Genomic DNA, 22,778 nt, shown 5'->3' with positions numbered 1-22,778 from the left:
GTGGGAATCGGTCGTCAACGCCCTTCACCTCCCGTGCGGTTGGTACTGCTGCTGTTGCGGGTGTTGCCGGTACGTGGTGGGGGTGCGGCGGAGGGGACAGATCCGCCGCCTCCGTTCGGCGTACGGGTGCTGTGGGCGGACACGCCTCCGGAGACGGGGTTCGCGGGGCGCGGCTGGCTGTTGCCGCCGCCTGCGCCGCCTCCGCCGTTGTTGTCGGCGCGGGTGCTGTGGGTCTTGATGCCCTGGGCGACCAGGGTGGCGGGGGAGCTGATCACGGCCGCGGCCTTGCCTTCGGCGCCCTGCATGATGCGGTTGTTGCGGCCATTGGCGATCTCGTCCCCGAAGCCGGGCACGAAGCGGTAGATCATCGCGCTGGCGAAGATGGCGAGCAGGATGATCGCGAGGCCGGAGACGACGGCGGAGAAGGAGTCCGGGCCGCCGTTGGTCGACAGCGCGCCGGCGAGGCCCAGCACGATCACGATGACCGGTTTGACCAGGATGACGGCGATCATGATGCCGGCCCAGCGGCGGACGTGGCCCCACAGGTTCTTGTCGACGAGCCCGGCGTAGACGACGGTGCCGAGCAGGGCGCCGACGTACAGCAGGGCGGCGCGGATGACGAGCTCCAGCCACAGGACGCCCGCGGCCAGGATCGACACCAGGGAGACGACGATCAGCATGATCGGGCCGCCGCCGATGTTCTCGCCCTTGGCGAGGGCGCCGGAGAAGGTGCCGAAGAAGGTGTCGGTCTGGTTGCCGGTGGTCTTGGCGAGGACGTCGGTGACGCCGTCGCTGGCCGAGACGACGGTGTAGAGGATCAGCGGGGTGAACGCCGACGCCAGCACCGTGAGCCAGAGGAAGCCGATCGCCTCGGAGATCGCGGTGCCGAGGGGGACGCCTCGCACCGCCCGCTTCGCCACGGCCAGCAGCCACAGGAGGAGGGTGAGGATGGTGGACGCGGCGAAGACCACGGCGTACTGCTGGAGGAACTTCTGGTTCGTGAAGTCGACGTTCGCCGTGTCCTTGACCGCCGCGGAGAGCTTGTCGATGGTCCAGGACGCGGCTTCGGCGCAGCCCTTGGCCAGCGAGGAGAGGGGGTCGAGCGTGGAGGTGGTACCGGGGTCGGTGGTACCGCCGGTGGTGCTGCCCTTTTCGCAGTACTTCTTGGCCTCGCCGACGATGAGCCTGCACGAGTCGGTCGAGGCGCTCGCGCTCGCACTGGGACTGGGGCTCGAGTTCGGCGTCGGGCTCGGTGGAGCCGCGTAGGCGTGGGATGCCAGCAGAACGACCGCGGTCTGTACGGCCGCGACGGCGCCGGTGAGCCTGAGTACACGGCGCGGGCTACCGGGCATAAGTGAACCCTCCGTACTCCTCGATGACCTTGCTGATCTCGTCGGAGGTGGCGGCCTTGTCGTCGCCGGGGACCGGGGCGGGGCCGTCCTTCTGCGAGTCGGTGACGATCTTCCAGTCCCCGCCGGACCACTGGAACTCGAAGGTCCACGTCTTCCAGGTCGAGGCGACGGGGTCGGTCGAGTTCTGCGCGGACATTCCGATGAGTCCCAGGTACCAGACCGACACCTTGGCGTCGGTGGCGCTGTACTGCTCGACCTTGCTGCCGACGGGGATCGTGCGGGAGACGAAGGTGCTGCCCCGGGGCGCGTTGCCGGCCGCGTCGAGTCCCAGCTTGTTGAGGAAGCCCGTCGAGTAGGCGTCGTCCAGCGGGCCCTGGAGGCGGCCGGCCGCGGCGGAGGTGTAGAGGGTGTCGACCAGGTTGTGCCGACTGGCCTTCTGGAACATGCTCGTCGACCCCAGCGCCACCGCGTAGTTCGCCGCCGCGCTCTGCGCCCCCTGCTCGTTGTGCGCGAACCCCGTGGGGATGCCCCCCGTGTTCGTGTCCACCGGGCGTTGGCCCGAGGGGGACGTGGGGGAGGTCTTGGTGGCGTTGCCGCCTGAGTTGCCGGTTCCGGAGGAGGAAGAGGAATCGTCTCCTCCACGGTTCGCGAAGGCGATGGCCGCGATGAGGAGGACGACGACGCCGACCACCGTCACCAGGCTCCGCGAGGAGGAGCGGCCACGGCGGGCGCCGCCGTAGACGTCTCCGGGGCGGTCGGGGAGGCGGGTCCGGGTCTGGCCCGTACCCCCGTATCCCCCGTCGTCGCCGCGGGAGCCGTCCCCGTATCCGGGTTCGTCACCGAGACTCATGTCGCGTACGCCCCCTCAACCTCTTCCTGAACCGCGTAGTACGACGGTAGCCGTGCTGGTTCCCGCGCGGACGCGGTGTGGTGACTCGACATCAGGGAAACGCAACCTCAGCCGGTGGGCACGACGGACGGGTGGGTCGGACAGGGAAGGAGGAGATGAGGTGAGGAGCCGGGTGCCCGGCCGAAGCTAGACGGCCATGCCGTACACGATGGTGAAGAGCGTGCCGAGGGAGCCGATGATGAAGACCCCGGTGAGGCCCGCGATGATCAGACCCTTGCCCTGTTCGGCGCTGAACGTGTCGCGGAGCGCCGTTGCTCCGATACGTTGCTTCGCCGCTCCCCAGATCGCGATCCCGAGGCAGAGCAGGATGGCGACGGCCATCACGACCTGGATCATCGTCTTGGCCTCGTTGCCCAGGCTGCCGAAGGGACCCCAGTCCGGGGCGATTCCGCCGATGATTGTGGTGATGTCGCCCTTGTCGGCTGCGAAAAGCATGTAAGTCACCGCCCCTAGTGGGTAGTTCTGCACCCCCTGCCACTGTGCGCAGAGGTCGGGCCCATTCTCGCCGACAATGCCGCTGTCGTATGTCGACTTGGCGTCATTGATTGGCGGTTTTCGTACGAATCCCTTGTCACCGGCGTGCGCGGGCCCCTTTCGGGAGGCGTGCGACGGTATGCAAAGAGTCGTAAGGTCACTCTGTGTATCACGGCTGGTCACGCCGGGCAATGAAGTCGAACCGGAACCTGTGGTGTGGTTCCGTCGTTAACCCCTTCTACGACGAGTGCGGGGCGGTCACCCCGCCGCTCCTCGCAGCATCCCTGCGTGCCCGTCGTGTTTCTGACGGGCTGTCGAGCCGATGTTCTCCGGGTCGCGCGTCCGCCCGATGTGGACGCACGGCCACTGCCCCGAAGGCTATCCCCGTCGCCGTGGCGCACGGAAACGGGCCGCGGCTGGTTGCCGCGGCCCGTTCCCCGCACTGCCGGAGGATCCCCACGTCCTCCCCGGCAGTTCCCCCCGCTTTCCCGTGCTTTCGGGGGTTTTCCGTGTCTCCGGCGGGTCAGCCGGTGAAGGCCGAGACTCCCTCCGGGGTGCCCCAGCCGGTCGGGCCGTCGTAGCCCGACTTCGCGGTGCACAGATAGCTGGAGCCGCAGCTGCCGTTGCTGCCGGAGGTGACGTCGTTGAGGGCCGAGGTGCCGGCCGACGCGTAGGGGAAGGACGCCGGGTAGGAGCTGCTGGAGGGCGTGCCGCCGAGGGCGTACACACCGGCGATGATCGGCGAGGACGCGCTCGTGCCGCCGAAGGTGTACCAGCCGGCCGTGACCCCGTAGGAGTCGTAGACCGAGACGCCGGTGGCCGGGTCGGCGACGGCCGAGACGTCGGCGACGGTCCGCTTCGAGCAGCCCGTGTCGGCCTGCCAGGTCGGCTTCGCGTCGTAGGCGGAGCAGCCGGAGCCGGTGCCCTCGGTGCTGCTGGTCTCCCAGACGCTCTCGGTCCAGCCGCGGCTGTTGGAGCTGGTGGACAGGGCGGTGCCGCCCACGGAGGTCACGTACTTGGAGGCGGCCGGGTACTCGGCGCCGTAGCCGGAGTCACCCGCGGAGACGGTGATGGCGACCCCGGGGTGGTTGAAGTAAGAGGTGTCGTAGGAGGTGTCGGAGGAGGACTCCGAGCCGCCGTAGCTGTTGGAGACGTACTTCGCGCCCAGGGTGACGGCCTCGTTCACCGCCTTGCCGAGGTTGGCCATGGTGGCGGAGGTGGCCTCGACGAGCAGGATGTTGCAGTTCGGGCAGATGGCGCTGGCCATGTCGACGTCGAGGGAGATCTCCTCGGACCAGCCGGCGTCACTGGAGGGCAGGGAGGTCGTCGAGCCGGTCTGACTGACCTTCTTGAAACAGCCGTTGGCCGTGGTGCAGGCCGACAGGCCGTAGTACGAGCGGTACTTGGCGAGGTCCGCCTCGGCGTTCGGGTCGTTGTACGCGTCGACGATCGCGATCGTCTCGCCCGAGCCGTTGGAGGCCGCGGCGGAGGTCAGGCCGTAGGCGCTCTGGAGGTTGCTCGGCCCGTACCCGGACGGGGTGGCGGCGTCGGCGGCCTTCGGGGTGACGGCGTCCGCGTGGGCGCCCGCCTTCTGGAAGGCGGTCGTGCCGCCGGTGACCCGCAGCGCCTTGCAGGCCATCTGGCCCTTCGCGGGGGTGGAACAGGCCGGGCTCCACGTCACCTTGGAGGAGGTGGAGGCGGCTGTGGCGGTGGCCTTGGCGGCCGGGGCGGCGTTCGCGGGGCCCGCGGCGCCGAAGCCGGCGAGGACGAGAGCCGCGGTGCCGACGGCGGCTGCTCCGATACGGCGCCACCTGCCGCGTACGGCGGGTCTGGCGGGCTCTTGGGGATTCGAGGTACGCAACGGACAGCCTCCTGAGAGTGTTTGACAGGGGCAGTGCGGGTGCGCCGCCGGTGCGGTGTCCCCGGCGGAGGGCCGAGCGGCCCGCCGATGACCATCCTCTTGTTGAGTACGTGACAACAAGAGCCGTCTGGAATCCTGACTTCCGCATTACTGAACGAGGCCGCCGCGTTACTCCTCGATGGCCGCTCGATGGACTGCGGCTGAGCGCCACTTGACGCAACTCACAGGCAGGTCAAGGGATTTACCCAAGTTCCCGATCGGGTGGACGTGAGGGCGAACGGGCCGCGGCAGGCTGCCGCGGCCCGTCCCGGACGCCGCCGGCGGATCCCCACTTGATCCGTTACCCGGCGGCTCCGTGCCGTGCGGAGGGTGATGCGATCAGCCGGTGAAGGCCGAGACTCCCTCCGGGGTGCCCCAGCCGGTCGGGCCGTCGTAGCCCGACTTGGCGGTGCAGAAGTAACTCGTGGAGCAGGAGCCGTTGCTGCCCGACGTCACGTCGTTGAGCGCGGACGTGCCGGCCGAGCCGTACGGGAACTTCGCCGGGTACGAGCCGCTGGACGGGGTGCCGGCCAGGGCGTACACGGCCGCGATGATCGGCGAGGAGGCGCTGGTGCCGCCGTAGGTGACCCAGCCGGTGCCGTCGCCGTAGGTGTCGTAGACCGAGACGCCGGTGGCCGGGTCGGCGACGGCCGAGACGTCCGCGATCATGCGCTTCGAGCAGCCCGTGTCGGTCTGCCAGGTCGGCTTCGCGTCGTAGGCGGAGCAGCCGGAGCCGGTGCCCTCGGTGCTGCTGGTGTTCCACACCTTCTCGGTCCAGCCGCGGCTGTTGGAGCTCGAGGAGAGCGCGGTGCCGCCGACGGAGGTCACGTACTTGGAGGCGGCCGGGTACTCGGCGCCGTAGCCCTCGTCGCCCGCGCTGACCGTGATGGCGACGCCCGGGTGGTTGAAGTACGAGCTGTCGTAGGAGGTGTCGGAGGAGGACTCCGAGCCGCCGTAGCTGTTGGAGACGTACTTCGCGCCGAGCTTGACGGCCTCGTTCACCGCGGTGCCGAGGTTGGCCATGGAGGAGGACTTCGCCTCGACCAGCGTGATGTTGCAGTTGGGGCAGACGGCGCTGGCCATGTCGAGGTCGAGCGAGATCTCACCGGCCCAGCCGCTGTCGGCGGAGGGCAGGGAGGTCGTGGAGCCCGTCTGGCTGACCTTCTTGAAGCAGCCGTTGGCGACGGTGCATGCCGAGAGGCCGTAGTACGAGCGGTACGCGGCGAGGTCGGAGGCCGCGTTCGGGTCGTCGTAGGCGTCGACGATCGCGATGGTCCTGCCCGAGCCGTTGGAGACGGCGGCGTCGGTCAGGCCGTATGCGTCCTGGAGGTCGCTGGGGCCGTAGCCGGTGGGGGAGTCGGCGGCGGCCTTGGGGGTGACGGCGTTCGCGTGCGCGTTGGCCTGCATGAAGGCGGTCGTGCCGCCGGTCACGCGCAGCGCGTTGCAGGCCATCTCCCCCTTCTTCTTGGGCTCGGCGCAGGAACGGGTCCAGGTGACCTTGGCCGAACTGGCCTGGGCGGCGGTGCTCTTGCTCACGACGGTCTTCGTCGCGGTCGTGCCGGCCGCCGCGCTCGCGTCGACGGCGGTGCCGAAACCGGCCACCAGGAGGGCGGCGGTGGCGACGGCCGCGGAGCCCAAGCGGCGCCAGTCGGTGCGTGCGGCCGATCTGTTGCCGGGTGTGGGGGGTATGGGGGGTGTAGTACGCAACGTACAGCTCCTGAGAGAGGTTGACAGGGGCGGTGCGGGTGCTGTTGCCGTCGGTGTCATGTCCCCGGCGGCCGGGTCGTGTGACCCGCGTAGACACTCGCTTGTTGAGTACGCGACAAACAAGAGTGATCTGGAATTCTGACTTCCGCCTTACCGAACCCGGGTGATCGGGTGACCCCTCAATGGCCCCTCGTTGGCTGGAAGTTGACGTCGGCTTGACTCGCTTCGCGGCTCGGCTGTGCATCGGGCGAGGCATAGGTGGTGACGGCGGGAGCCGCCGCCCGTGGGGCCGCGATCGCACGAACGCGGCATACACGGGGGCGGCGCCGGCCTAGTGACGACCGGGGGGGGGCGACTGCCTCGGGGGCTCGCGTCAGCCCACGGCCGCGGCCAGGACCGAGGCCGTGGCGGCGACCAGGGGGCTGTCGGCGGCGGCGTCCCGCGCGGGTTTGGTGCTGAGGACGGCGAGGGCCACGGGGGCACCGTCCGGGGTCCAGGCGATGCCCACGTCGTTGCTGGTGCCGTAGTCGCCGGTGCCGGTCTTGTCGGCGATCGTCCAGTCCTCGGGCAGGCCCGCCCGGAAACGGTCGCCGCTGGTGGTGTTGCCGAGCAGCCACGTCGTCAGGCGGTCACGGTCGCGGTAGTGGAGCGCGTCGCCGAGGACGAGCCGGGCGTAGGTGCCTGCGATGGCGGCCGGGGTGGTCGTGTCCTCCACCCGCCAGGGCTCCGCCGAGTTCAGCTCCGGCTCCCAGCGGTCCATGCGGGTCTTCGGGTCCCCCAGCGAGCGGCAGAAGCGCGTGACCGTCGTGGGGCCGCCCAGCTCGCGGAGCAGCAGGTTGGCCGCCGTGTTGTCGCTGTAGCGGATCGCCACGTCGCACAGTTCCCCGACGGTCATGCCGCCCGCCAGGTGCTCCGGCTCGCCCGTCTTCGGTGAGTACCCGGCCAGGTCCGCCGCCGTGTAGTGGATGCGCCGGGCGAGTGTCTCCCCGTGCCGGTCCAGATCCCGCAGCACGGCCGCCGCCGCGAGCGTCTTGAACACCGAGCAGCCGGGGAAGCGTTCCGCCGCGCGGTGGCGCACGGTGGCCTTCGTCCTCAGGTTGTACGCGAACGCGCCGATCCTCGCGCCGTGTCGTGCCTCCAGCTCTCGCAGCCTGGCGCGGGTGTCCCGTTGCCGGGGATCCTCCGCGTACGCCGGTCCCGCGCCGAGCGCGAGGGTGGCGGCGGTGGTGGTGGCCGCGGTGAGCAGGGTGCGGCGTGTTGTCGTGGTCCCTAAGATCTCTCGTCCTCCAGTCCTTCTACGAAGTGGTCGAACTCGCCCGCCTGTACACCCAGGACGAAGGCGTCCCACTTCTTCTGAGTGGTAGTGACGATGTTGGCGGGGTCGCCGGTTTCGCGGATGTAGACCAGGTCGTCGGCGCCGAAGGCGAGTTCGAGCCAGGGGCCGGGGCCGGTCGCGTCGTCCGGGGCGGCACGGACCCAGTCGAGGTCCGGGGGGACGTCAGCCACGGGGGGCTTCCTTAGGGGTGAGGCAGAGGGTGTGGAAGAGGGGTGAGGCGGAGGGTATGGAAGGCGGCGGGGCGGCCCTGAGTGTCTCGGTCCTTTTCACAGGTCGTGGATCAGCTTGTGGAGGAAGTCTCGCGAGTGCTCCGGGGCGAGGGACACCGATTCCATCCGGTCGAGGAGGGCGCGGTACCTCCGCAACTGGGCCTCGGCGTCGAGGAACGCCGGGCCGTGGGACTGGTCGAGGCACACGGTGTCGAGTGGGGGGACCGGTCCGCTGAAGTAGAAGACCGACTGGCCGGAACCAGGGAAGCATCCGGTGGCGAACGGGAGCACCCTGAGGGTGATGTGGTCCCGCTCGCTCATGTCCAGCAGGTGCCGCAACTGGGACGTGGCCACGGTGAGACCGCCGAACCGCATGCGCAGGGCCGCCTCGTGGACGACCGCCACCAGGGCGGTCGGGGTGTCTGCGAAGAGGACGGTCTGGCGCTTGACGCGGAACGACACCCGGTGCTCGATCTCCGGTGGCGAGAGCTCGGGCACGACGTGCCGCAACAGCTCCCGGGCGTGATCGGTCGTCTGGAACAGGCCCGGGATGTGCATCGTGACCGCGGTGCGCAGCCGCTCCGCGTGGTGCTCCATCTCGGCGAGGTCCAGCAGGGCGGCGGGCAGGATCTCGCGGTACTCCTCCCACCAGCCGCGCGAGCGCTCGGTGGTCATGGTGCTGAGCGCGTCGACGAGGGCCTTGTCCGAGCAGCGGTAGTGGCCGGCGAGCGCGCGCACCCGCTCGGCGCTCACGCCCACGCGCCCGGCCTCCATGTTGCTGACCTGGGTCTGCTTGATGCCCATGAGCTGACCGGCCCCGGTGGCGGTCAGGCCCGCGCGCTCCCGGAGTTTGCGCAGCTCCGCGCCGAAGCGGAGTTGGCGACCCGTCGGGTTGCTCCTCATGGGCTCCTCCGTCTCCTGGCTGTCGCCGGTCGCCCGCACGAATGATAGTGAACCCGATCCCTACCGGTCGGTGAATGTGTTTACCGTTCGCCGTGTTCGTCCACAGGCTGTGGGCAGTTTGGAGTGTCGAGTGTGCGTGCGAGGGCAGGGGATGGGCCGTACGGTGGACCTGCCGTTGTGACTCCGTTGGCTCCCACCGGTGACTCATAGGAGATTCTCAGTGTGGTTCCAGGATTTTTCTTAATTTCGTGGGCCAGAGTATGAACCGATGAAGCGCACCACTCGTCCCCCTGGTAACCGGCGGAACGCTTTGTTCGTCGTGGTCGTGACGCTCGCCGTCACGTCCGCGTCCGTGGCGTCCGCCGATGACGGCCCCGGGCCGTTCGGCGTGACCGTGCAGGCCGACGCGAACAAGGCGAGCGCCCGCGTGGGCGCCTTGTTCGGCGCGGGTGATGGCCTGAGCGGACACTTCTGCACCGCCTCGGTCGTGCACAGCGAGGGGCGGGACCTCCTGGTGACCGCCGCGCACTGCCTTGACGGGGGCGGAAAGTTGCGGTTTGTCCCGGGTTATCGGGACGGCAAGGCGCCGTACGGGATCTGGGACGTCAAGAAGACCTTCGTCGGTGACGCCTGGACGGGCGGTCAGGACGAGGACAGTGACGTCGCCTTCGCCGAGGTCGCCAAGCGGGGCGCGAAGGGCATCGAGGACGTCGTCGGCGGGAACGCCCTCGCCACGGGGCGGGAGACCGGGGCCACCGCCGTCACGGTCACCGGCTACCCCAGCACCCTCGACGCGCCGCTCATCTGTACGAACAAACCGACCGCCCACAGTCGCACCCAGCAGCGCATCGAGTGCCCCGCCTTCGCCGGCGGCACCAGCGGCAGTCCCTGGGTGAACGGCGACGGGGCGGTCGTCGGGGTCATCGGCGGCCACGAGGCGGGCGGGGACACCGACGACGTCTCGTTCAGCGTCGTCCTCGGGAGTGAGGCCGCGAAGTTGTACAAGGCGGCGCGCAAGGCGGGTTAGGGGCGCGCGGGGCGGGTTCGAAGCGTGCAGGGCGGGTTCGGGGAGTACGGGGCGGGTTCGGGGCGTACGGGCGGGGTTCGGGGCGCACTTCGCGCCCCCGTTTCTTGTCGTGTGTGATCGTTTCCTCGCACAGGGGTCGCCTCTAGACTGACGTCCGGCGGACTCCCGGGCGGCGAGGGGCGGTTGACGGTGCGTAAGACGTGGGTCGCGGTGACCGCCGTCGCCGGGGTGGGGCTCGCTTTCATGTCGGCGCTGGTCGTCGGCGTCTACATGGTGGCCGGGAACCTCGCCAACGGGGTCGGCGGCGGATCGGTCGGGCTCGCCAAGGGCGCCGTGCCGGCCGCGTACCAGACGCTCGTACAGAAGTGGGGCAATCTGTGCGGCGCGATCAATCCGGCGCTGCTCGCCGCACAGCTGTATCAGGAGAGTGGATTCAACCCGAACGCCAAGAGTCCGGCGGCGGCCGAGGGCATAGCGCAATTCATCCCCGGCACCTGGGCCACGCACGGAATCGACGGCAATGGGGACGGCAAGCGTGACGTATGGGACCCGAATGACGCGATTCCGTCGGCCGCCTCCTACGACTGCAAGCTCGCGTCCTATGTGAAGGACGCGCCCGGGAACATCACCGAGAACATGCTCGCCGCTTACAACGCGGGGGCCTACGCGGTCATCAAGTACGGAGGAGTGCCGCCGTACAAGGAGACCCAGAATTATGTGAAGACGATCACGACTCTGGCGAAGAGCTTCGCGCGGCCGGTGAGCCGGGTGGATCCCTCGCAGCAGGCCGCCGCGGCGATCTACTACGCGCAGAAGAAGCTCGGCACGCCCTACCTGTGGGGCGGCAACGGAACGGCTGACCAGGGCGGACGCTTCGACTGCTCGGGTCTGACCAAGGCGGCGTACGAGAGTGTCGGAGTCACCCTGCCGCGCGTCGCCAACGACCAGTACAACGCCGGACCGCACCCCGCGCGCGCGGAACTGCTCCCGGGCGATCTGGTGTTCTTCTCCGACGACCTCACCAACTCGCGGGCCATTCGGCACGTCGGTATCTATGTGGGTGGCGGGTACATGATCGACGCACCGCGAACGGGTGCCGTCATCCGCTTCGACCCCATCGACACCCCCGACTACTTCGGCGCCACGCGCGTGACCGAAGATGGCGCGAAAGCGTTGCCGACGACGGTTTGATCCCACCCCTGAGCTGCGGCGATGTATCTCTCTTCGATAACGTCTGCGTGATCATTCGGTGGAGGGTGGAACGTACTGAAGGGGAATGTGCGTTCCTGTTGATGTAGAGCCGATCTACGACCACGGGGGTGGATCGGGCGGCGCACGAAAGGCTGCGCCCGCGGAAAGACGACGAAGGGGCCGCAGCACCATGGCTGGACTCGCCGAATCCGGTTCGAACCCCGACGTGGACCTGCTGTACGACATCAACGGCCTCGCCAAGAACGCGCCGCACTGGTTCGACCGCGGCATGGAGTTCGTCGGAGAGTACGGGCTGCTGCTCGCCATGGTTGTGCTGGTGCTGTGGTGCTGGTGGACCGTGCGGCGGCGCGGCGACGAGAACGCCGCCCCGTCGGTGGCAGCGCTCGTCTGGGCGCCCCTCGCGGCCGGCGTCGCGGTGCTGGTGAACGTGCCGATACGGGGCTTCGTGGAGCGGCCCCGCCCCTTCGTGGACCACCAGGGGCTCGACGTCCTGGTCGGTGGCAAGACCGACTTCTCGTTCGTGAGTGACCACGCGACGCTCACCATGGCGATCGGCGTCGGGCTGTTCGTCGCGAACCGGAGGTTCGGGCTCGTCGGGATAGGTATCGCGCTGCTCGAAGGCTTCTGCCGGGTCTACATGGGCGTGCACTACCCGACGGACGTCATCGGCGGCTTCGCCCTCGGCACCGCCGTCGCCCTGCTGCTGTCCCCGCTCGCCATGGCCCTGCTGACCCCGGTGATGAAGGCCGTGGAGCACTCGCCGCGCGCCGGATGGCTGATCCGGGCGCGGAGCGTGGGGCGTGCGGGACAGGAGGCGCTGATTCCCGGGGCGCGGGCGGAGCGCCCCGAGGAGCCGGACCTCGCCGCATAGGCGCTCCGCTGAGCGGCGGGGGCGGTGGTGGGTCCCCGGGTCAGAGTGACTGGGGGAAGGAGAAGAAGCGGTTCGGGTCGTACTGCTTCTTCAGGGCCGCCAGGCGGGTCGCCGCGTCGCCGTAGTACGCCTTGCGCCAGTTGGTGAGGGTCGCGTCCGTGTAGTTCTGGTAGGCGGCACCGGAGGCGTGGGCGGCCATCGCCGAGTGGGCGGAGACCAGCCAGGACTGGACCGTGGTGCCGGAGGCGCCGGCACCCCAGGAGGCGAAGTACTGGGCGAGCATCCGGGAACGCCGGTGCACGAAGGCCGTCGCGGTCGGCGAGACCCGGTTGACCGCGCCGCCCAGCGCGGTGAGCGCGATGCTGCCCGCGCCGCCGCGGACCGAGGAGATCTGCTGCAGCAGCGTCTGGATGCCGGCCGCGGAGATGGACCGGTCGAAGAAGTCCGAGCGGGCCGCGAACGTATCGCGGCTGAGGGAGCCCTGCGGGGAGCGGCCCGGCGTCGAGCCCGGCAGATGGCACTGAGCCTCGGTGGGGAAGGAAGAGCAGCCCGCGTACGCCTCCATCGACTCCTTGTAGGAGTGCTTCTTGAGCGAGACGCTGCGCGCGGGGCCGCCGATCTTGGTGGCCAGGCGGTCCACGGCGTTCTGGAGTTCGCCGTAGGTGCCCAGGGAGAAGGCGGCGACGGCGACGGTGGGCGTGCCGCCGCCGTTCTCCAGGTGGAGCGAGGACCAGATCTCGTCCGGCTGGCTGGGACCCCACTCCTGCCAGGCCTTCACCACGGCGGCGGCCTTCGCCCAGGGCCACGTCATGTACGCCGACACGGCCTGCGGGGCGGCGTGGGTCTTGAAGCGCAGTTCGGTGACGACACCGAAGTTGCCGTTGCCGGCGCCGCGCAGGGCCCAGAAGAGGTCCTTGTTCTCGCTCGCGTTCGCCACGAGCTGCTTGCCGTCCGCGGTGATCAGCGTCGCCTGGGTGAGGCTGTCGCAGGTGAGGCCGTACGCCCGTGACACCACGCCGTGGCCGCCGCCGAGGGTCAGACCGGAGACGCCGACGGTCGGGCAGGAACCGGCCGGGATCGTGACGCCCTTCGCGGCGAGCGCCCGGTAGACGTCGATCAGCTTGGATCCGGCGCCGACCACCGCCTCGTTCGCGGAGGCCCGGATGGTGTTGAGCTTGGACACGTCGAGGATCAGGTGGCCGTTTCCGGAGGACCAGCCCGCGTAGGAGTGGCCGCCGTTGCGGATCGACAGCGGGATGTTGTGGGCGCGGGCGTAGGCCATGGTCGTACGGATGTCGTCCGCGTGGGCGACGTACACGACGGCGGTGGGCTTCAGGGAGTCGAAGCGGGTGTTGTACAGCAGGTGGGCCGTCGACCAGCTGCGGTCGCCGGGGCGGACCAGCGGCCCGTCGAGGTCCTTGGCGAGAGCCGTCCAGTTGGCGGCGGCATGGGCGGCTACGCCGCTGCCCGTGCTGCTCGTGCCCGTGCCGGTGGTGGCCGTGCGTATCGAGGTGCCGGCCGTGTCCGTGGCCGCCGCCTTGCCCCCGCTGCCCTTGCCGTTGCACGCGGCCGTGGCCGCCGCCGCGAGTGCGGCCGCGCCGCCACCGATGAACGTACGCCGTTGCATGTGCGCCTCCCATTGCTTCCCGTGCGTGGGACGAGACGTGTGCCGGGTCCTGGGGGTTCCGCGGCGGGCGGGCGCGGGACGGAACCGGGACATGACCGTGATCCCGCGCGGATCTCGTCCCCATCTTGGACCTGGCCTGGGCCTTTTCGGCTGAGGGTGGGCGAGAGGTTGGTCACGCGGCTTACGGGGCGCTACGCGAGCGGTGTGTTCTGCATGTGGCCCTCGGCGTCGGTGCGGGCCAGGCTGCGGGCGCGGCGGGCCGGGCCTCGCCAGCCGCAGGTGCAGCGCGCCAGACAGAAGCGACCCTGCTCGACCGTCGTCGTTCGGTGTTCCTGGACGGGATGGGTCTCCTCCGGTTGCGCCACAGTGACAACGTTACCCAAGGCAAGCAAATGAATCGCCGCCGCGTGACGGCCGTCCCTACCCGTCGTTAACCGGAACGACAGGAGGCCCGGGACGGACCGGCTGGGGGTCGGCGGACGATGGTGGCGCAGCAGCAGAGTCGGACGGGCACGGGCGTCGTCGCGGTCGCGATGGCGGGGCTCATGGTCTGCGTCGGCGGATGTTCCGTCGGCCGGGCCGGTGCCGAGGACGCGCGCGAGGGCATCACCTCCGTCGAGGTACTGCACCGGGCCGCCGCCACACTGGAGCGCGCGGGCAGCGCCAAGACCCGTACGTCGATGGAGATGGCCACCGGCGGGACCCGGGTCACCATCCGCGGCCAGGGTGTCTACGACTTCAAGAACCAGCTGGGGCAGTTGAAGGTGCTGCTGCCGCAGGATCCCGCGGGCGCCGTCGAGCACCGGCCGATCACCGAACTCCTCGCCCCGGGCGCCCTGTTCATGAAGAACCGCGGCGCCGGTGTCCCCGCCGACAAATGGGTGCGCGTCGACACGGCCACCCTCTCCGACGGGAACCTGGTGACCGGCGGTGCCACCGACCCGTTCGCCGCGGCGGAGTTGCTGCGGGGGGCGCGGACGGCGACGTACCTGGGGAGGACGGAGGTGGCCGGGACGCCGGTGCGGCACTATCGCGGGACCGCCGACCTGGACATCGCGGCGCGCGGCGCCTCGCGGGGGAACCGGAAGGCACTCGCGGCGGCGGCGAAAGGGTTCGCCACCGCCGAAGTCCCGTTCGACGCCTACCTCGACGACCAGGGGCGCGTCCGCAAGCTCCGGAACCGGTTCAGCTTCATCAACGGGCGGCAGAAGGGCACCGTCGCGGTCGCCTCGACGACCTTGCTGTACGACTTCGGGGTCCCCGCCCACGTACGGCTTCCGGAACCCGAGGACATCTTCGCGGGGAAGATCGCGGAGCCGTAGACGCCCGTCCGCCGGGGTGGCTGCCGGTGCGTGGACGAGGTGGAGTTGGGGGCTGGAAATGGCCCTTCCGTGCCATGCGCGGTGTGTAGGCCGCTCCCTACTCTAGGAAGTCGGTGACGGCAGGAAGAGGTGATGCGCGTGGCTCCGGTCGGCGGTACGGCAGTTCAGGACCACGTGGCCCTCGCCGAGATCGAGCTGTGCGGCGACCTGATCATCGCGGCCTCGGCCGCCCACGAGGAGCGGCTCAGCCTGGAGAGCATCGACGAGGTACTGAAGGTGACCGAAGAGCGCACCCGGGGGAGCGGCACGGGGGAGTAGGCCCGCTTCGCGTGCGCACTTCGGTGTCCCCGTGCGTTTGTGTCATGTGCGCAGCAGGCGGCCGATCGCCTTCGTGGCCTCCTCGACCTTCGCGTCGACCTCCTCGCCGCCCTTGAGGGCCGCGTCCGCGACGCAGTGGCGCAGGTGTTCCTCGAGGAGCTGGAGCGCGAAGGACTGGAGGGCCTTCGTGGAGGCGGAGACCTGGGTGAGTATGTCGATGCAGTAGACGTCCTCGTCGACCATCCGCTGCAGACCGCGGATCTGGCCCTCGATGCGGCGCAGTCGCTTGAGGTGTTCGGCCTTCTGCTTGTGGTAGCCGTGGATGCCGCGGTCGTGGTCGGTCACGACGCCTCCGGCCTGGACGCCTCCGGTCTCGGCTCCCCCGCTCACGACGTCCTCGCTCCCGGCTCCGTCGCTCCCGACGTCCGCGGTGTCGACGGGGGCCTCGATGTTCGAAATGTCCGGGACCTCCTGAACCGTTTTGGCCTCGTCGGAGGGCGCCGTCGCGCCGGCCTCGGTGGTCGTCATCGCGTCCTCCTGATGGTCCGGTATATATACCCCTGGTGGGTATATGGTAACGAACTTTGCTGGGTATAGGGCCCTTGCCGGATGCCGGGACCGGACCCTGTGCTGATCACTGTGCCTGATGGGCGACACTGGGGGACGGCCGGTTAGCCGTGGCCGGATGATGCGCCTAGCATCAGCCTGACCGAACAAAAGGACCCCGAGGACCCCAAGTGCGCTTTCGTCTGACCCCCAGGGAGACGAGCTTCTACGACATGTTCTCCGCCTCCGCGGACAACATCGTCACGGGCTCGAAACTCCTGATGGAACTGCTCGGGGCGGACGCCTCCGCCCGGGCCGAGATCGCAGAGCGCATGCGGGCCGCCGAACACGCCGGTGACGACGCCACTCACGCGATCTTCCACCAGCTGAACTCCTCCTTCATCACGCCGTTCGACCGCGAGGACATCTACAACCTGGCCTCGTCCCTCGACGACATCATGGACTTCATGGAGGAGGCCGTCGACCTGGTCGTGCTGTATCAGGTCGAGGAGCTCCCCAAGGGCGTGGAACAGCAGATCGAGGTACTGGCCCGGGCCGCCGAGCTGACGGCCGAGGCCATGCCGAACCTGCGGACGATGGACAACCTCACCGAGTACTGGATCGAGGTCAACCGGCTGGAGAACCAGGCCGACCAGATCCACCGCAAGCTGCTCGCCCATCTCTTCAACGGCAAGTACGACGCCATCGAGGTCCTGAAGCTCAAGCAGATCGTGGATGTGCTGGAGGAAGCGGCCGACGCGTTCGAACATGTGGCGAACACGGTGGAGACCATCGCCGTCAAGGAGTCCTGAACTTCGTGGACACCTTTGCGCTGGTCGTGACCATTCTGGTCGCGCTCGGATTCACGTACACGAACGGCTTCCACGACTCGGCGAACGCCATCGCCACGTCGGTGTCCACGCGGGCGCTGACCCCGCGGGCCGCGCTCGCCATGGCCGCGGTGATGAACCTCGCCGGTGCGTTCCTCGGGAGCGGGGTGGCGAACACCGTCAGCAAGGGGCTGATCGCGACGCCCGAGGGGTCGAAGGGGATGGGGATCCTCTTCGCCGCGCTCGTCGGGGCGATCGTCTGGAACCTGGTCACCTGGTACTTCGGGCTTCCGTCGTCCTCCTCGCACGCGTTGTTCGGGGGACTGGTGGGGGCCGCGCTCGCGGGCGGTACGAAGGTGTTGTGGTCCGGGGTCGTGGACAAGGTCATCATCCCGATGTTCCTGTCGCCGGTCGTCGGTCTGATCGTCGGCTATCTGGTCATGTGCGCGATCATGTGGCTGTTCCGGCGGGCCAATCCGCACAAGGCCAAGCGGGGGTTCCGTATCGCGCAGACGGTGTCCGCGGCGGGGATGGCGCTCGGGCACGGTCTTCAGGACGCCCAGAAGACGATGGGTGTCGTCGTGATGGCGCTCGTCATCGGCGACGTCCAGAAGTCGGACGATCCGATTCCGGTGTGGGTGAAGATCGTCTGTGCGGTGATGCTGTCGCTGGGGACGTACGCCGGTGGGTGGCGCATCATGCGGACGCTCGGGCGCAAGATCATTGAGCTGGATCCGCCGCAGGGGTTCGCCGCGGAGACGACGGGGGCGTCGATCATGTTCGCCACGGCGTTCCTCTTCAAGGCGCCGATCTCGACCACGCATGTCATCACTTCGGCGATCATGGGTGTCGGGGCGACGAAGCGGGTGAACGCGGTTCGCTGGGGTGTCGCCAAGAACATCGTCCTGGGGTGGTTCATCACGATGCCGGCGGCGGCGCTGGTGGCTGCCGCCAGCTTCTGGGTTGTTGACCTGGCGTTCCTGTAGGACGCCGGCCGCCCCGACGTCTCTCGCCCCGCCGCCCCTACCCGACCCATCCCCAGGGGCTCCGCCCCTTCAACCCTGCCAGGGGCGCTGCGCCCCCTGGACCCCCGCATCGGGGGCCGGGGTGCGGCTTCGGGGGCGCGGGGAACCGTGCGCCGAGCCCCCACCGGGCCCGCGGCCGAACGCATCGGGCGGCGGGGGATGTGCGGGGCGAAGCCCCGCTTCTGGGGGTGCGGGGAACCGCGCGAGCAACCCGCGTCGGCCCGCAGCCGGAAGATTCTCCGGCCCCACCTCGCCTTTGGTCCTCGTCGAAGACGAGCGGGCCCGCCCCCGGGAGCCAGGGGCGGGCCCTTCTCGTCCTCGCGGTGGCACCGCCATGCAGCACCGCGAGGGGTATGGGGGAAACGGCTCAGCCGAAGCGGCCGGAGATGTAGTCCTCCGTGGCCTGCACCGACGGGTTGGAGAAGATGCGCTCCGTGTCGTCGATCTCGATGAGACGTCCCGGCTGGCCCACCGCGGCCAGGTTGAAGAACGCGGTGCGGTCGGAGACGCGCGCGGCCTGCTGCATGTTGTGCGTCACGATGACGATCGTGAAGCGCTCCTTCAGCTCGCCGATCAGGTCCTCGATGGCGAGGGTCGAGATCGGGTCGAGGGCCGAGCAGGGCTCGTCCATGAGGAGGACCTGCGGCTCCACCGCGATCGCCCGCGCGATGCACAGACGCTGCTGCTGACCACCGGACAGACCCGAACCGGGCTTGTTGAGGCGGTCCTTGACCTCGTTCCAGAGGTTCGCGCCCTTGAGGGACTTCTCGACGACGTCGTTCAGCTCGGACTTCTTGTACGAGCCGTTCAGACGCAGACCCGCCGCCACGTTGTCGAAGATCGACATGGTGGGGAAGGGGTTGGGGCGCTGGAAGACCATGCCGATCGTGCGGCGCACGGCGACGGGGTCGATGCCCTGGCCGTACAGGTCCTCGTCGTCGAGGAGGACCTTGCCCTCGACCCGGCCGCCGGGGGTGACCTCGTGCATACGGTTGAGCGTGCGCAGGAACGTCGACTTGCCGCAGCCGGAGGGGCCGATGAACGCCGTCACCGAGCGCGGCTCGACCGTCATCGAGATGTCTTCGATCGCCTTGTGGGAGCCGTAGTAGGCGGTGAGACCGCTTACGTCGATTCGCTTGGCCATGTCAATCACTGCTTCTTTCGAGGGGGATGCTGCTGGTCGCTGATATGGCCGCGTCAGCGACCTGTCTTCGGTGCCTTCCAGCGGGCGATGCCGCGGGCCACCATGTTGAGAATCATCACGAAGGCGATCAGGGCGAGCGCAGCCGCCCAGGCACGGTCGTACGCCGCGTTCGAACCGGCGCTGTTCGCGTACTGCTGATAGATGTACAGCGGCAGCGAGGCCTGCGCCCCGGAGAACGGGTTGGTGTTGATGAAGTTCGTGCCCCACACCAGCAGCAGCACCGGGGCGGTCTCGCCCGTGATGCGTGCGACGGCGAGCATGACACCGGTCGTGATGCCACCGATCGAGGTCGGCAGGACCACCTTGAGGATCGTGCGCCACTTGGGCACGCCGAGCGCCAGGGAGGCTTCGCGCAGCTCGTTCGGTACGAGCTTGAGCATTTCCTCGGTGGAGCGGACCACGACGGGCATCATCAGGATGGCCAGGGCCAGCGAACCGGCGAAGCCGAAGGGCTGCAGGTCCAGGATGAGCATCAGGCTCAGGATGAACAGACCGGCGACGATCGAGGGGATGCCCGTCATCACGTCGACGAAGAAGGTGATGGCCGTGGAGAGCCTGCCGCGCCCGTACTCCACCAGGTAGACCGCGGTGAGTACACCGATCGGCGCCGCGATCAGGGTGGCGAGACCGACCTGCTCCAGCGTGCCGATGATGGCGTGGTAGATGCCACCGCCGGGCTCGGAGTCCGCGACCACGCCCATCGAGTGGGTCAGGAAGTAGACGTCGAAGACCTTCACACCGCGCTTGACGGTGGTCCAGATCAGGGAGGCCAGCGGGACGACCGCGATGAGGAAGCAGACCCAGACGAGGCTGGTCGCGACGCGGTCCTTGGCCTGCCGGCGGCCCTCGACGCGCGCGGCGATGCCGTACGTACCGAGAACGAAGAGGATTCCGGCGATCAGGCCCCACTGGACCTTGCTGTCGAGACCGCCGACCAGGCCGACGACCACGGCGAGCACGACGGCGCCGGCGGCGATCGCCCACGGGGACCACTTCGGCAGGGTCGCGCCGCGCAGGGTGCTGGGGCGCTTGTCCATGGCGGGTGCTGAGTGGCTCATGCGTTGGCCCCCGAGTACTCCGCGCGACGGGCGATGATGACCCGGGCCGCGCCGTTGACCAGCAGGGTGATGACGAAGAGGACCAGACCGGACGCGATCAGCGCGTCACGGCCGTCCGCGGTCGCCTCGCCGAACTTGCTGGCGATGTTCTGTGCGAAGGTGCCGCCGCCCGGGTCGAGCAGGCTGGCGTTGATGTCGAAGGTCGGCGAGAGGACCGTGGCGACGGCCATGGTCTCACCGAGCGCGCGGCCGAGACCCAGCATCGACGCGGAGATGACGCCGGAGCGGCCGAAGGGCAGCACCGACATGCGGATGACCTCCCAGCGCGTGGCGCCGAGGGCCAGCGCGGCCTCCTCGTGCATCTGCGGGACCTGGCGGAAGACCTCGCGGCTCACGTTGGTGATGATCGGCAGGATCATGATCGCGAGCAGGATGCTGACGGTGAGCATCGAGCGGGGCGCGCCGCCCTGCCAGCTGAAGATGCCGGTCCAGCCGAAGTACTTGTCCAGCCAGCCGAAGAGGCCGTTCATGTGCGGCACCAGGACGAGGGCGCCCCACAGGCCGTAGACGATGGACGGCACGGCGGCGAGCAGGTCGATCACGTAGGCGACCGGGCCGCTCATCCTGCGCGGCGCGTAGTGCGTGATGAACAGCGCGATGGCGACCGCGACGGGGACCGCCAGGGCCATGGCGATGATCGAGGAGACCACCGTGCCGAAGGCCAGGACGGCGATGCCGAAGACCGGCGGGAGGATGTTGGTGTTCCACTCGAAGGTGGTGAGGAAGTTGCCGTGGTCCCTGCTGATCGCGAGCGAGGCGCGATAGGTGAGGAAGACCGCGATGGCGGCCATGATCACCAACAGGAAGATGCCCGAGCCGCGGGAGAGACCGAGGAAGATCCGGTCACCGGGTCGGGTGGCGCCGCGGCTCGCGCGCTTCTGGACGGCCGCGGAAGGCTGGGAGGTGGGGGGAGGTGCGTCTGTGTTCTGTGTAGATATGTCCATCGGGATCTCCGGTCTGCAGAGCCGTACTTGGTGTGCGGCTCCTGGCGGCGGTGCACCGGACGGTGCGGCCCGGCCCCGAACCGGGGCCGGGCCGCACGCTTAGGTCAGCTGAGGCCCGCGATGGTGGTGCGGACCTTGGCGATGATGTCGGCCGGGATCGGCGCGTAGTCGATGGAGGAGAGGACCTTCTGGCCGTCCTCGCTCGCAATGTAGGTCAGGAACGCCTTCGTGGCGGCCAGCGTGTCCGACTTGTTGCCCTTGTCGCAGACGATCTCGTACGTGACCAGGGTGATCGGGTAGGCGCCGTCGGCCTTGGTGGCGCGGTTCAGCTTGAGCGAGAGGTCCTTGCCCGTGCCGATGACCTGGGCGTCCGCGATGGCCTTGGTGGCGTTCTCGACGGTGGCCTCGACCGGGGCGCTGGCGCCCGTGTCGATGCTGGCCGCCTTGATGCCGTCCTTGGCGAACGACAGCTCCATGTAACCGATGGCGCCGGAGGTCTGCTTGACCTGCTGGGCGACACCGGAGGACTGCGGAGCGGACTGGCCGCCCTTGGCCTGCCAGGCCTTGCCGCCGGAGTACTTCCAGTCGGAGGGGGCCGCGGCGATCAGGTACTTGGTGAAGTTGTCCGTGGTGCCGGACTCGTCCGAGCGGTGGAACGCCTGGATCTTGAGGTCGGGCAGCTTGACGCCCGGGTTCAGCTTCGCGATCGCCGCGTCGTTCCAGTTCTTGATCTGGTCGTTGAAGATCTTGGCGGTCACGGAGGCGTTCAGGACCAGCTTGTCGACGCCCGGGACGTTGTAGCCGACCGCGATCGGGCCGCCGACCATCGGGAGGTCGATGCCCTGGCCGCCGCTGGTGCACATCTTCTTGGAGGCGGTGACCTCTTCGGGCTTCAGCGCGGAGTCGGAGCCGGCGAAGGCGACCTGGCCCTGGGTGAACGCGGTGACGCCGGCGCCGGAGCCGCCGCCCTTGTAGTTGATCTGCACGCCGGAGCAGGCGGCGCTGAATTCCTTGACCCAGGCGTCGATCGCGTTCTTCTGCGCGGACGAGCCGTCGGCGAGCAGCTGGCCCTTGGCGTCGTCACACTTGATCGAGCTGGCGGAGCCCGTCGTCGCGCCGCCCGTGGCGTTGCTCTTGGTGCCGGTGTCGTCGGAGCCGCACGCCGTGAGGGCCAGGGCGCCGGAGACGGCGACAGCACCGAGCGAAAGGGCGCGAAGCCGGTTCTTGCGCTGAAGCTTCACTGTTGGGGTGTTCCTTCCAGGAGCCGCCGTCTGGTTGGCGGCGTGCGAGGTCTGTGTGATGCGGAGGCCACACGCAGGAGGCGTTCCGCACCGGGTAAGGCCGAAATTAGGCAGATCAGGTGAAGGCGTCGATGGCCGTAAGTGAACGGAGGGTGAACCCCTGTGGGCGGTGCGGTGAGGTCACGGAACGCTTACGTCGAGGACACGGTGGGATCCCGATCGTTGTCACTGCATGTGACCGGATGTGTACGTATATGGCTGGGAGGTCCGGCTAAGTGAGGTGCAGCACGCTCAGTAGGGCGTCCACCAGATCGGCGTCCCTGGGCTGGGTCAGACGGTCGCGGGCCGCGGCGGGGGAGAGCCACAGGATGCGGTCGACCTCGTCGTTCGGAGTGAAGTGGCCGTCCGTCGCCTCGGCAGCCCAGTAGCGGACCTCTTTGGGGCGGCCGGCGACGGGATAACGGAGGGTGGGCAGGGCCGTGCCGGGCACGGCGGTGTACCCCGTTTCCTCCTGGACCTCCCGCAGTGCCCCCGCGAGCGGTTCCTCGCCGCGCTTGAGCTTGCCCTTCGGATGCGACCAGTCGTCGTACTTCGGCCGGTGGACGAGACATATCTCCCGCTCACCGCCGAGTGGCGAGCGGCGCCACAGGACGCAGCCCGCCGCCCGTACCGCCTTGAAGGTGTCCTCGGTCATCAGGCCTC

23 protein-coding genes are annotated in these 22,778 nt (G+C 69.1%); 7 read left to right on the top strand and 16 right to left on the bottom strand.

Annotation, left to right across the window (positions count from 1 at the left end; translation table 11 throughout):
* Nucleotides 1-14: 14 nt before the first annotated feature.
* From ACZ7M2_RS21120 to ACZ7M2_RS21085, 8 genes are all read right to left on the bottom strand, one after another.
* Nucleotides 15-1,352 (bottom strand): hypothetical protein, encoded by a 1,338-nt coding sequence (locus tag ACZ7M2_RS21120; RefSeq protein ID WP_471596510.1) that lies wholly within the window; start codon nucleotides 1,350-1,352, stop codon nucleotides 15-17.
* Nucleotides 1,342-2,202, bottom strand: coding sequence for a DUF8175 domain-containg protein (locus ACZ7M2_RS21115; protein WP_471596509.1), 861 nt, complete (start codon nucleotides 2,200-2,202; stop codon nucleotides 1,342-1,344). The genes ACZ7M2_RS21120 and ACZ7M2_RS21115 overlap by 11 nt, the downstream gene beginning before the upstream one ends.
* Before the next feature lie 186 nt (nucleotides 2,203-2,388).
* On the bottom strand, nucleotides 2,389-2,697 hold the full coding sequence (locus ACZ7M2_RS21110) for a hypothetical protein (protein WP_054232206.1): 309 nt from the start codon (nucleotides 2,695-2,697) through the stop codon (nucleotides 2,389-2,391).
* Between the two features lie 562 nt (nucleotides 2,698-3,259).
* The gene (locus tag ACZ7M2_RS21105) at nucleotides 3,260-4,597 is read right to left on the bottom strand and encodes a S53 family peptidase (protein WP_471596508.1); all 1,338 of its coding nucleotides are present in this window, start codon (nucleotides 4,595-4,597) and stop codon (nucleotides 3,260-3,262) included.
* Between the two features lie 378 nt (nucleotides 4,598-4,975).
* Nucleotides 4,976-6,343, bottom strand: a complete 1,368-nt coding sequence (locus tag ACZ7M2_RS21100; protein WP_471596507.1) for a S53 family peptidase — start codon at nucleotides 6,341-6,343, stop codon at nucleotides 4,976-4,978.
* A 373-nt stretch (nucleotides 6,344-6,716) separates the two neighbouring features.
* A complete protein-coding gene (gene bla / locus ACZ7M2_RS21095; protein ID WP_471596541.1) occupies nucleotides 6,717-7,619 on the bottom strand; it encodes a class A beta-lactamase in 903 nt (300 codons plus the stop codon).
* Nucleotides 7,613-7,849 (bottom strand): DUF397 domain-containing protein, encoded by a 237-nt coding sequence (locus ACZ7M2_RS21090; protein WP_471596506.1) that lies wholly within the window; start codon nucleotides 7,847-7,849, stop codon nucleotides 7,613-7,615. Before ACZ7M2_RS21090 ends, bla begins: the two co-directional genes overlap by 7 nt.
* Before the next feature lie 96 nt (nucleotides 7,850-7,945).
* Nucleotides 7,946-8,791, bottom strand: a complete 846-nt coding sequence (locus ACZ7M2_RS21085) for a helix-turn-helix domain-containing protein (protein WP_471596505.1) — start codon at nucleotides 8,789-8,791, stop codon at nucleotides 7,946-7,948.
* 268 nt (nucleotides 8,792-9,059) lie between these two features.
* Here ACZ7M2_RS21085 and ACZ7M2_RS21080 point away from each other — a divergent pair, with 268 nt between their 5' ends.
* From ACZ7M2_RS21080 to ACZ7M2_RS21070, 3 genes are all read left to right on the top strand, one after another.
* Nucleotides 9,060-9,818 (top strand): trypsin-like serine peptidase, encoded by a 759-nt coding sequence (locus ACZ7M2_RS21080; RefSeq protein WP_471596504.1) that lies wholly within the window; start codon nucleotides 9,060-9,062, stop codon nucleotides 9,816-9,818.
* A 243-nt stretch (nucleotides 9,819-10,061) separates the two neighbouring features.
* The gene (locus ACZ7M2_RS21075) at nucleotides 10,062-11,009 is read left to right on the top strand and encodes a C40 family peptidase (RefSeq protein WP_471596540.1); all 948 of its coding nucleotides are present in this window, start codon (nucleotides 10,062-10,064) and stop codon (nucleotides 11,007-11,009) included.
* A 190-nt stretch (nucleotides 11,010-11,199) separates the two neighbouring features.
* Entirely contained in the window at nucleotides 11,200-11,901 is a 702-nt protein-coding gene (locus tag ACZ7M2_RS21070) for a phosphatase PAP2 family protein (protein ID WP_471596503.1), read from the top strand.
* A gap of 40 nt (nucleotides 11,902-11,941) precedes the next feature.
* Here the strand turns inward: ACZ7M2_RS21070 and ACZ7M2_RS21065 are convergent, their stop codons facing one another.
* Both ACZ7M2_RS21065 and ACZ7M2_RS21060 read right to left on the bottom strand, forming a co-directional pair.
* On the bottom strand, nucleotides 11,942-13,528 hold the full coding sequence (locus tag ACZ7M2_RS21065; RefSeq protein WP_471596502.1) for an FAD-binding oxidoreductase: 1,587 nt from the start codon (nucleotides 13,526-13,528) through the stop codon (nucleotides 11,942-11,944).
* 191 nt (nucleotides 13,529-13,719) lie between these two features.
* The gene (locus ACZ7M2_RS21060) at nucleotides 13,720-13,893 is read right to left on the bottom strand and encodes a hypothetical protein (protein WP_352043966.1); all 174 of its coding nucleotides are present in this window, start codon (nucleotides 13,891-13,893) and stop codon (nucleotides 13,720-13,722) included.
* 117 nt (nucleotides 13,894-14,010) lie between these two features.
* Here ACZ7M2_RS21060 and ACZ7M2_RS21055 point away from each other — a divergent pair, with 117 nt between their 5' ends.
* Nucleotides 14,011-14,850 (top strand): SCO4651 family lipoprotein, encoded by an 840-nt coding sequence (locus ACZ7M2_RS21055; protein WP_471596501.1) that lies wholly within the window; start codon nucleotides 14,011-14,013, stop codon nucleotides 14,848-14,850.
* Nucleotides 14,851-14,982: 132 nt separating this feature from the next.
* Nucleotides 14,983-15,168 (top strand): hypothetical protein, encoded by a 186-nt coding sequence (locus ACZ7M2_RS21050; RefSeq protein WP_471596500.1) that lies wholly within the window; start codon nucleotides 14,983-14,985, stop codon nucleotides 15,166-15,168.
* A gap of 42 nt (nucleotides 15,169-15,210) precedes the next feature.
* On the opposite strand, the gene ACZ7M2_RS21045 is transcribed toward ACZ7M2_RS21050, so the two are convergent.
* Nucleotides 15,211-15,696 (bottom strand): metal-sensitive transcriptional regulator, encoded by a 486-nt coding sequence (locus tag ACZ7M2_RS21045; RefSeq protein ID WP_471596499.1) that lies wholly within the window; start codon nucleotides 15,694-15,696, stop codon nucleotides 15,211-15,213.
* Nucleotides 15,697-15,905: 209 nt separating this feature from the next.
* Here ACZ7M2_RS21045 and ACZ7M2_RS21040 point away from each other — a divergent pair, with 209 nt between their 5' ends.
* Together ACZ7M2_RS21040 and ACZ7M2_RS21035 are read left to right on the top strand one after the other, a co-directional pair.
* Entirely contained in the window at nucleotides 15,906-16,526 is a 621-nt protein-coding gene (locus tag ACZ7M2_RS21040) for a DUF47 domain-containing protein (protein WP_054232360.1), read from the top strand.
* A 5-nt stretch (nucleotides 16,527-16,531) separates the two neighbouring features.
* On the top strand, nucleotides 16,532-17,530 hold the full coding sequence (locus ACZ7M2_RS21035) for an inorganic phosphate transporter (RefSeq protein ID WP_067371449.1): 999 nt from the start codon (nucleotides 16,532-16,534) through the stop codon (nucleotides 17,528-17,530).
* A gap of 406 nt (nucleotides 17,531-17,936) precedes the next feature.
* Here the strand turns inward: ACZ7M2_RS21035 and pstB are convergent, their stop codons facing one another.
* The 5 genes from pstB to ACZ7M2_RS21010 all read right to left on the bottom strand — a co-directional run bounded on the left by pstB (nucleotide 17,937) and on the right by ACZ7M2_RS21010 (nucleotide 22,770).
* Entirely contained in the window at nucleotides 17,937-18,713 is a 777-nt protein-coding gene (gene pstB / locus ACZ7M2_RS21030) for a phosphate ABC transporter ATP-binding protein PstB (RefSeq protein WP_101404245.1), read from the bottom strand.
* 53 nt (nucleotides 18,714-18,766) lie between these two features.
* Complete coding sequence (pstA, locus tag ACZ7M2_RS21025; protein WP_471596498.1) at nucleotides 18,767-19,831, bottom strand: phosphate ABC transporter permease PstA; 1,065 nt, start codon at nucleotides 19,829-19,831, stop codon at nucleotides 18,767-18,769.
* The gene (gene pstC, locus ACZ7M2_RS21020) at nucleotides 19,828-20,835 is read right to left on the bottom strand and encodes a phosphate ABC transporter permease subunit PstC (protein ID WP_352043971.1); all 1,008 of its coding nucleotides are present in this window, start codon (nucleotides 20,833-20,835) and stop codon (nucleotides 19,828-19,830) included. Before pstC ends, pstA begins: the two co-directional genes overlap by 4 nt.
* A 104-nt stretch (nucleotides 20,836-20,939) precedes the next feature.
* Entirely contained in the window at nucleotides 20,940-22,076 is a 1,137-nt protein-coding gene (pstS, locus tag ACZ7M2_RS21015) for a phosphate ABC transporter substrate-binding protein PstS (RefSeq protein WP_471596497.1), read from the bottom strand.
* A 271-nt stretch (nucleotides 22,077-22,347) separates the two neighbouring features.
* On the bottom strand, nucleotides 22,348-22,770 hold the full coding sequence (locus tag ACZ7M2_RS21010) for an NUDIX hydrolase (RefSeq protein WP_471596496.1): 423 nt from the start codon (nucleotides 22,768-22,770) through the stop codon (nucleotides 22,348-22,350).
* Nucleotides 22,771-22,778 lie beyond the last annotated feature (8 nt).

The sequence above is a fragment of the Streptomyces sp. NPDC111507 genome (genome assembly GCF_055638955.1).
Note: the sequence above shows the minus strand (reverse complement) of the source record. Positions and strands in the feature narration are given on the sequence as shown.

Bases quoted from the DNA above. Each gene is read 5' to 3' on its own strand.
- ACZ7M2_RS21075 (WP_471596540.1), top strand. From the start codon at position 10,062: ATGTCGGCGCTGGTCGTCGGCGTCTACATGGTGGCCGGGAACCTCGCC.
- ACZ7M2_RS21070 (WP_471596503.1), top strand. From the start codon at position 11,200: ATGGCTGGACTCGCCGAATCCGGTTCGAACCCCGACGTGGACCTGCTG.
- ACZ7M2_RS21065 (WP_471596502.1), bottom strand. From the start codon at position 13,528: ATGCAACGGCGTACGTTCATCGGTGGCGGCGCGGCCGCACTCGCGGCG.
- ACZ7M2_RS21110 (WP_054232206.1), bottom strand. From the start codon at position 2,697: ATGCTTTTCGCAGCCGACAAGGGCGACATCACCACAATCATCGGCGGA.
- ACZ7M2_RS21050 (WP_471596500.1), top strand. From the start codon at position 14,983: ATGCGCGTGGCTCCGGTCGGCGGTACGGCAGTTCAGGACCACGTGGCC.
- ACZ7M2_RS21055 (WP_471596501.1), top strand. From the start codon at position 14,011: ATGGTGGCGCAGCAGCAGAGTCGGACGGGCACGGGCGTCGTCGCGGTC.
- pstA (WP_471596498.1), bottom strand. From the start codon at position 19,831: ATGAGCCACTCAGCACCCGCCATGGACAAGCGCCCCAGCACCCTGCGC.
- pstB (WP_101404245.1), bottom strand. From the start codon at position 18,713: ATGGCCAAGCGAATCGACGTAAGCGGTCTCACCGCCTACTACGGCTCC.
- pstC (WP_352043971.1), bottom strand. From the start codon at position 20,835: ATGGACATATCTACACAGAACACAGACGCACCTCCCCCCACCTCCCAG.
- ACZ7M2_RS21085 (WP_471596505.1), bottom strand. From the start codon at position 8,791: ATGAGGAGCAACCCGACGGGTCGCCAACTCCGCTTCGGCGCGGAGCTG.
- ACZ7M2_RS21010 (WP_471596496.1), bottom strand. From the start codon at position 22,770: ATGACCGAGGACACCTTCAAGGCGGTACGGGCGGCGGGCTGCGTCCTG.
- ACZ7M2_RS21080 (WP_471596504.1), top strand. From the start codon at position 9,060: ATGAAGCGCACCACTCGTCCCCCTGGTAACCGGCGGAACGCTTTGTTC.
- ACZ7M2_RS21120 (WP_471596510.1), bottom strand. From the start codon at position 1,352: ATGCCCGGTAGCCCGCGCCGTGTACTCAGGCTCACCGGCGCCGTCGCG.
- ACZ7M2_RS21045 (WP_471596499.1), bottom strand. From the start codon at position 15,696: ATGACGACCACCGAGGCCGGCGCGACGGCGCCCTCCGACGAGGCCAAA.
- ACZ7M2_RS21115 (WP_471596509.1), bottom strand. From the start codon at position 2,202: ATGAGTCTCGGTGACGAACCCGGATACGGGGACGGCTCCCGCGGCGAC.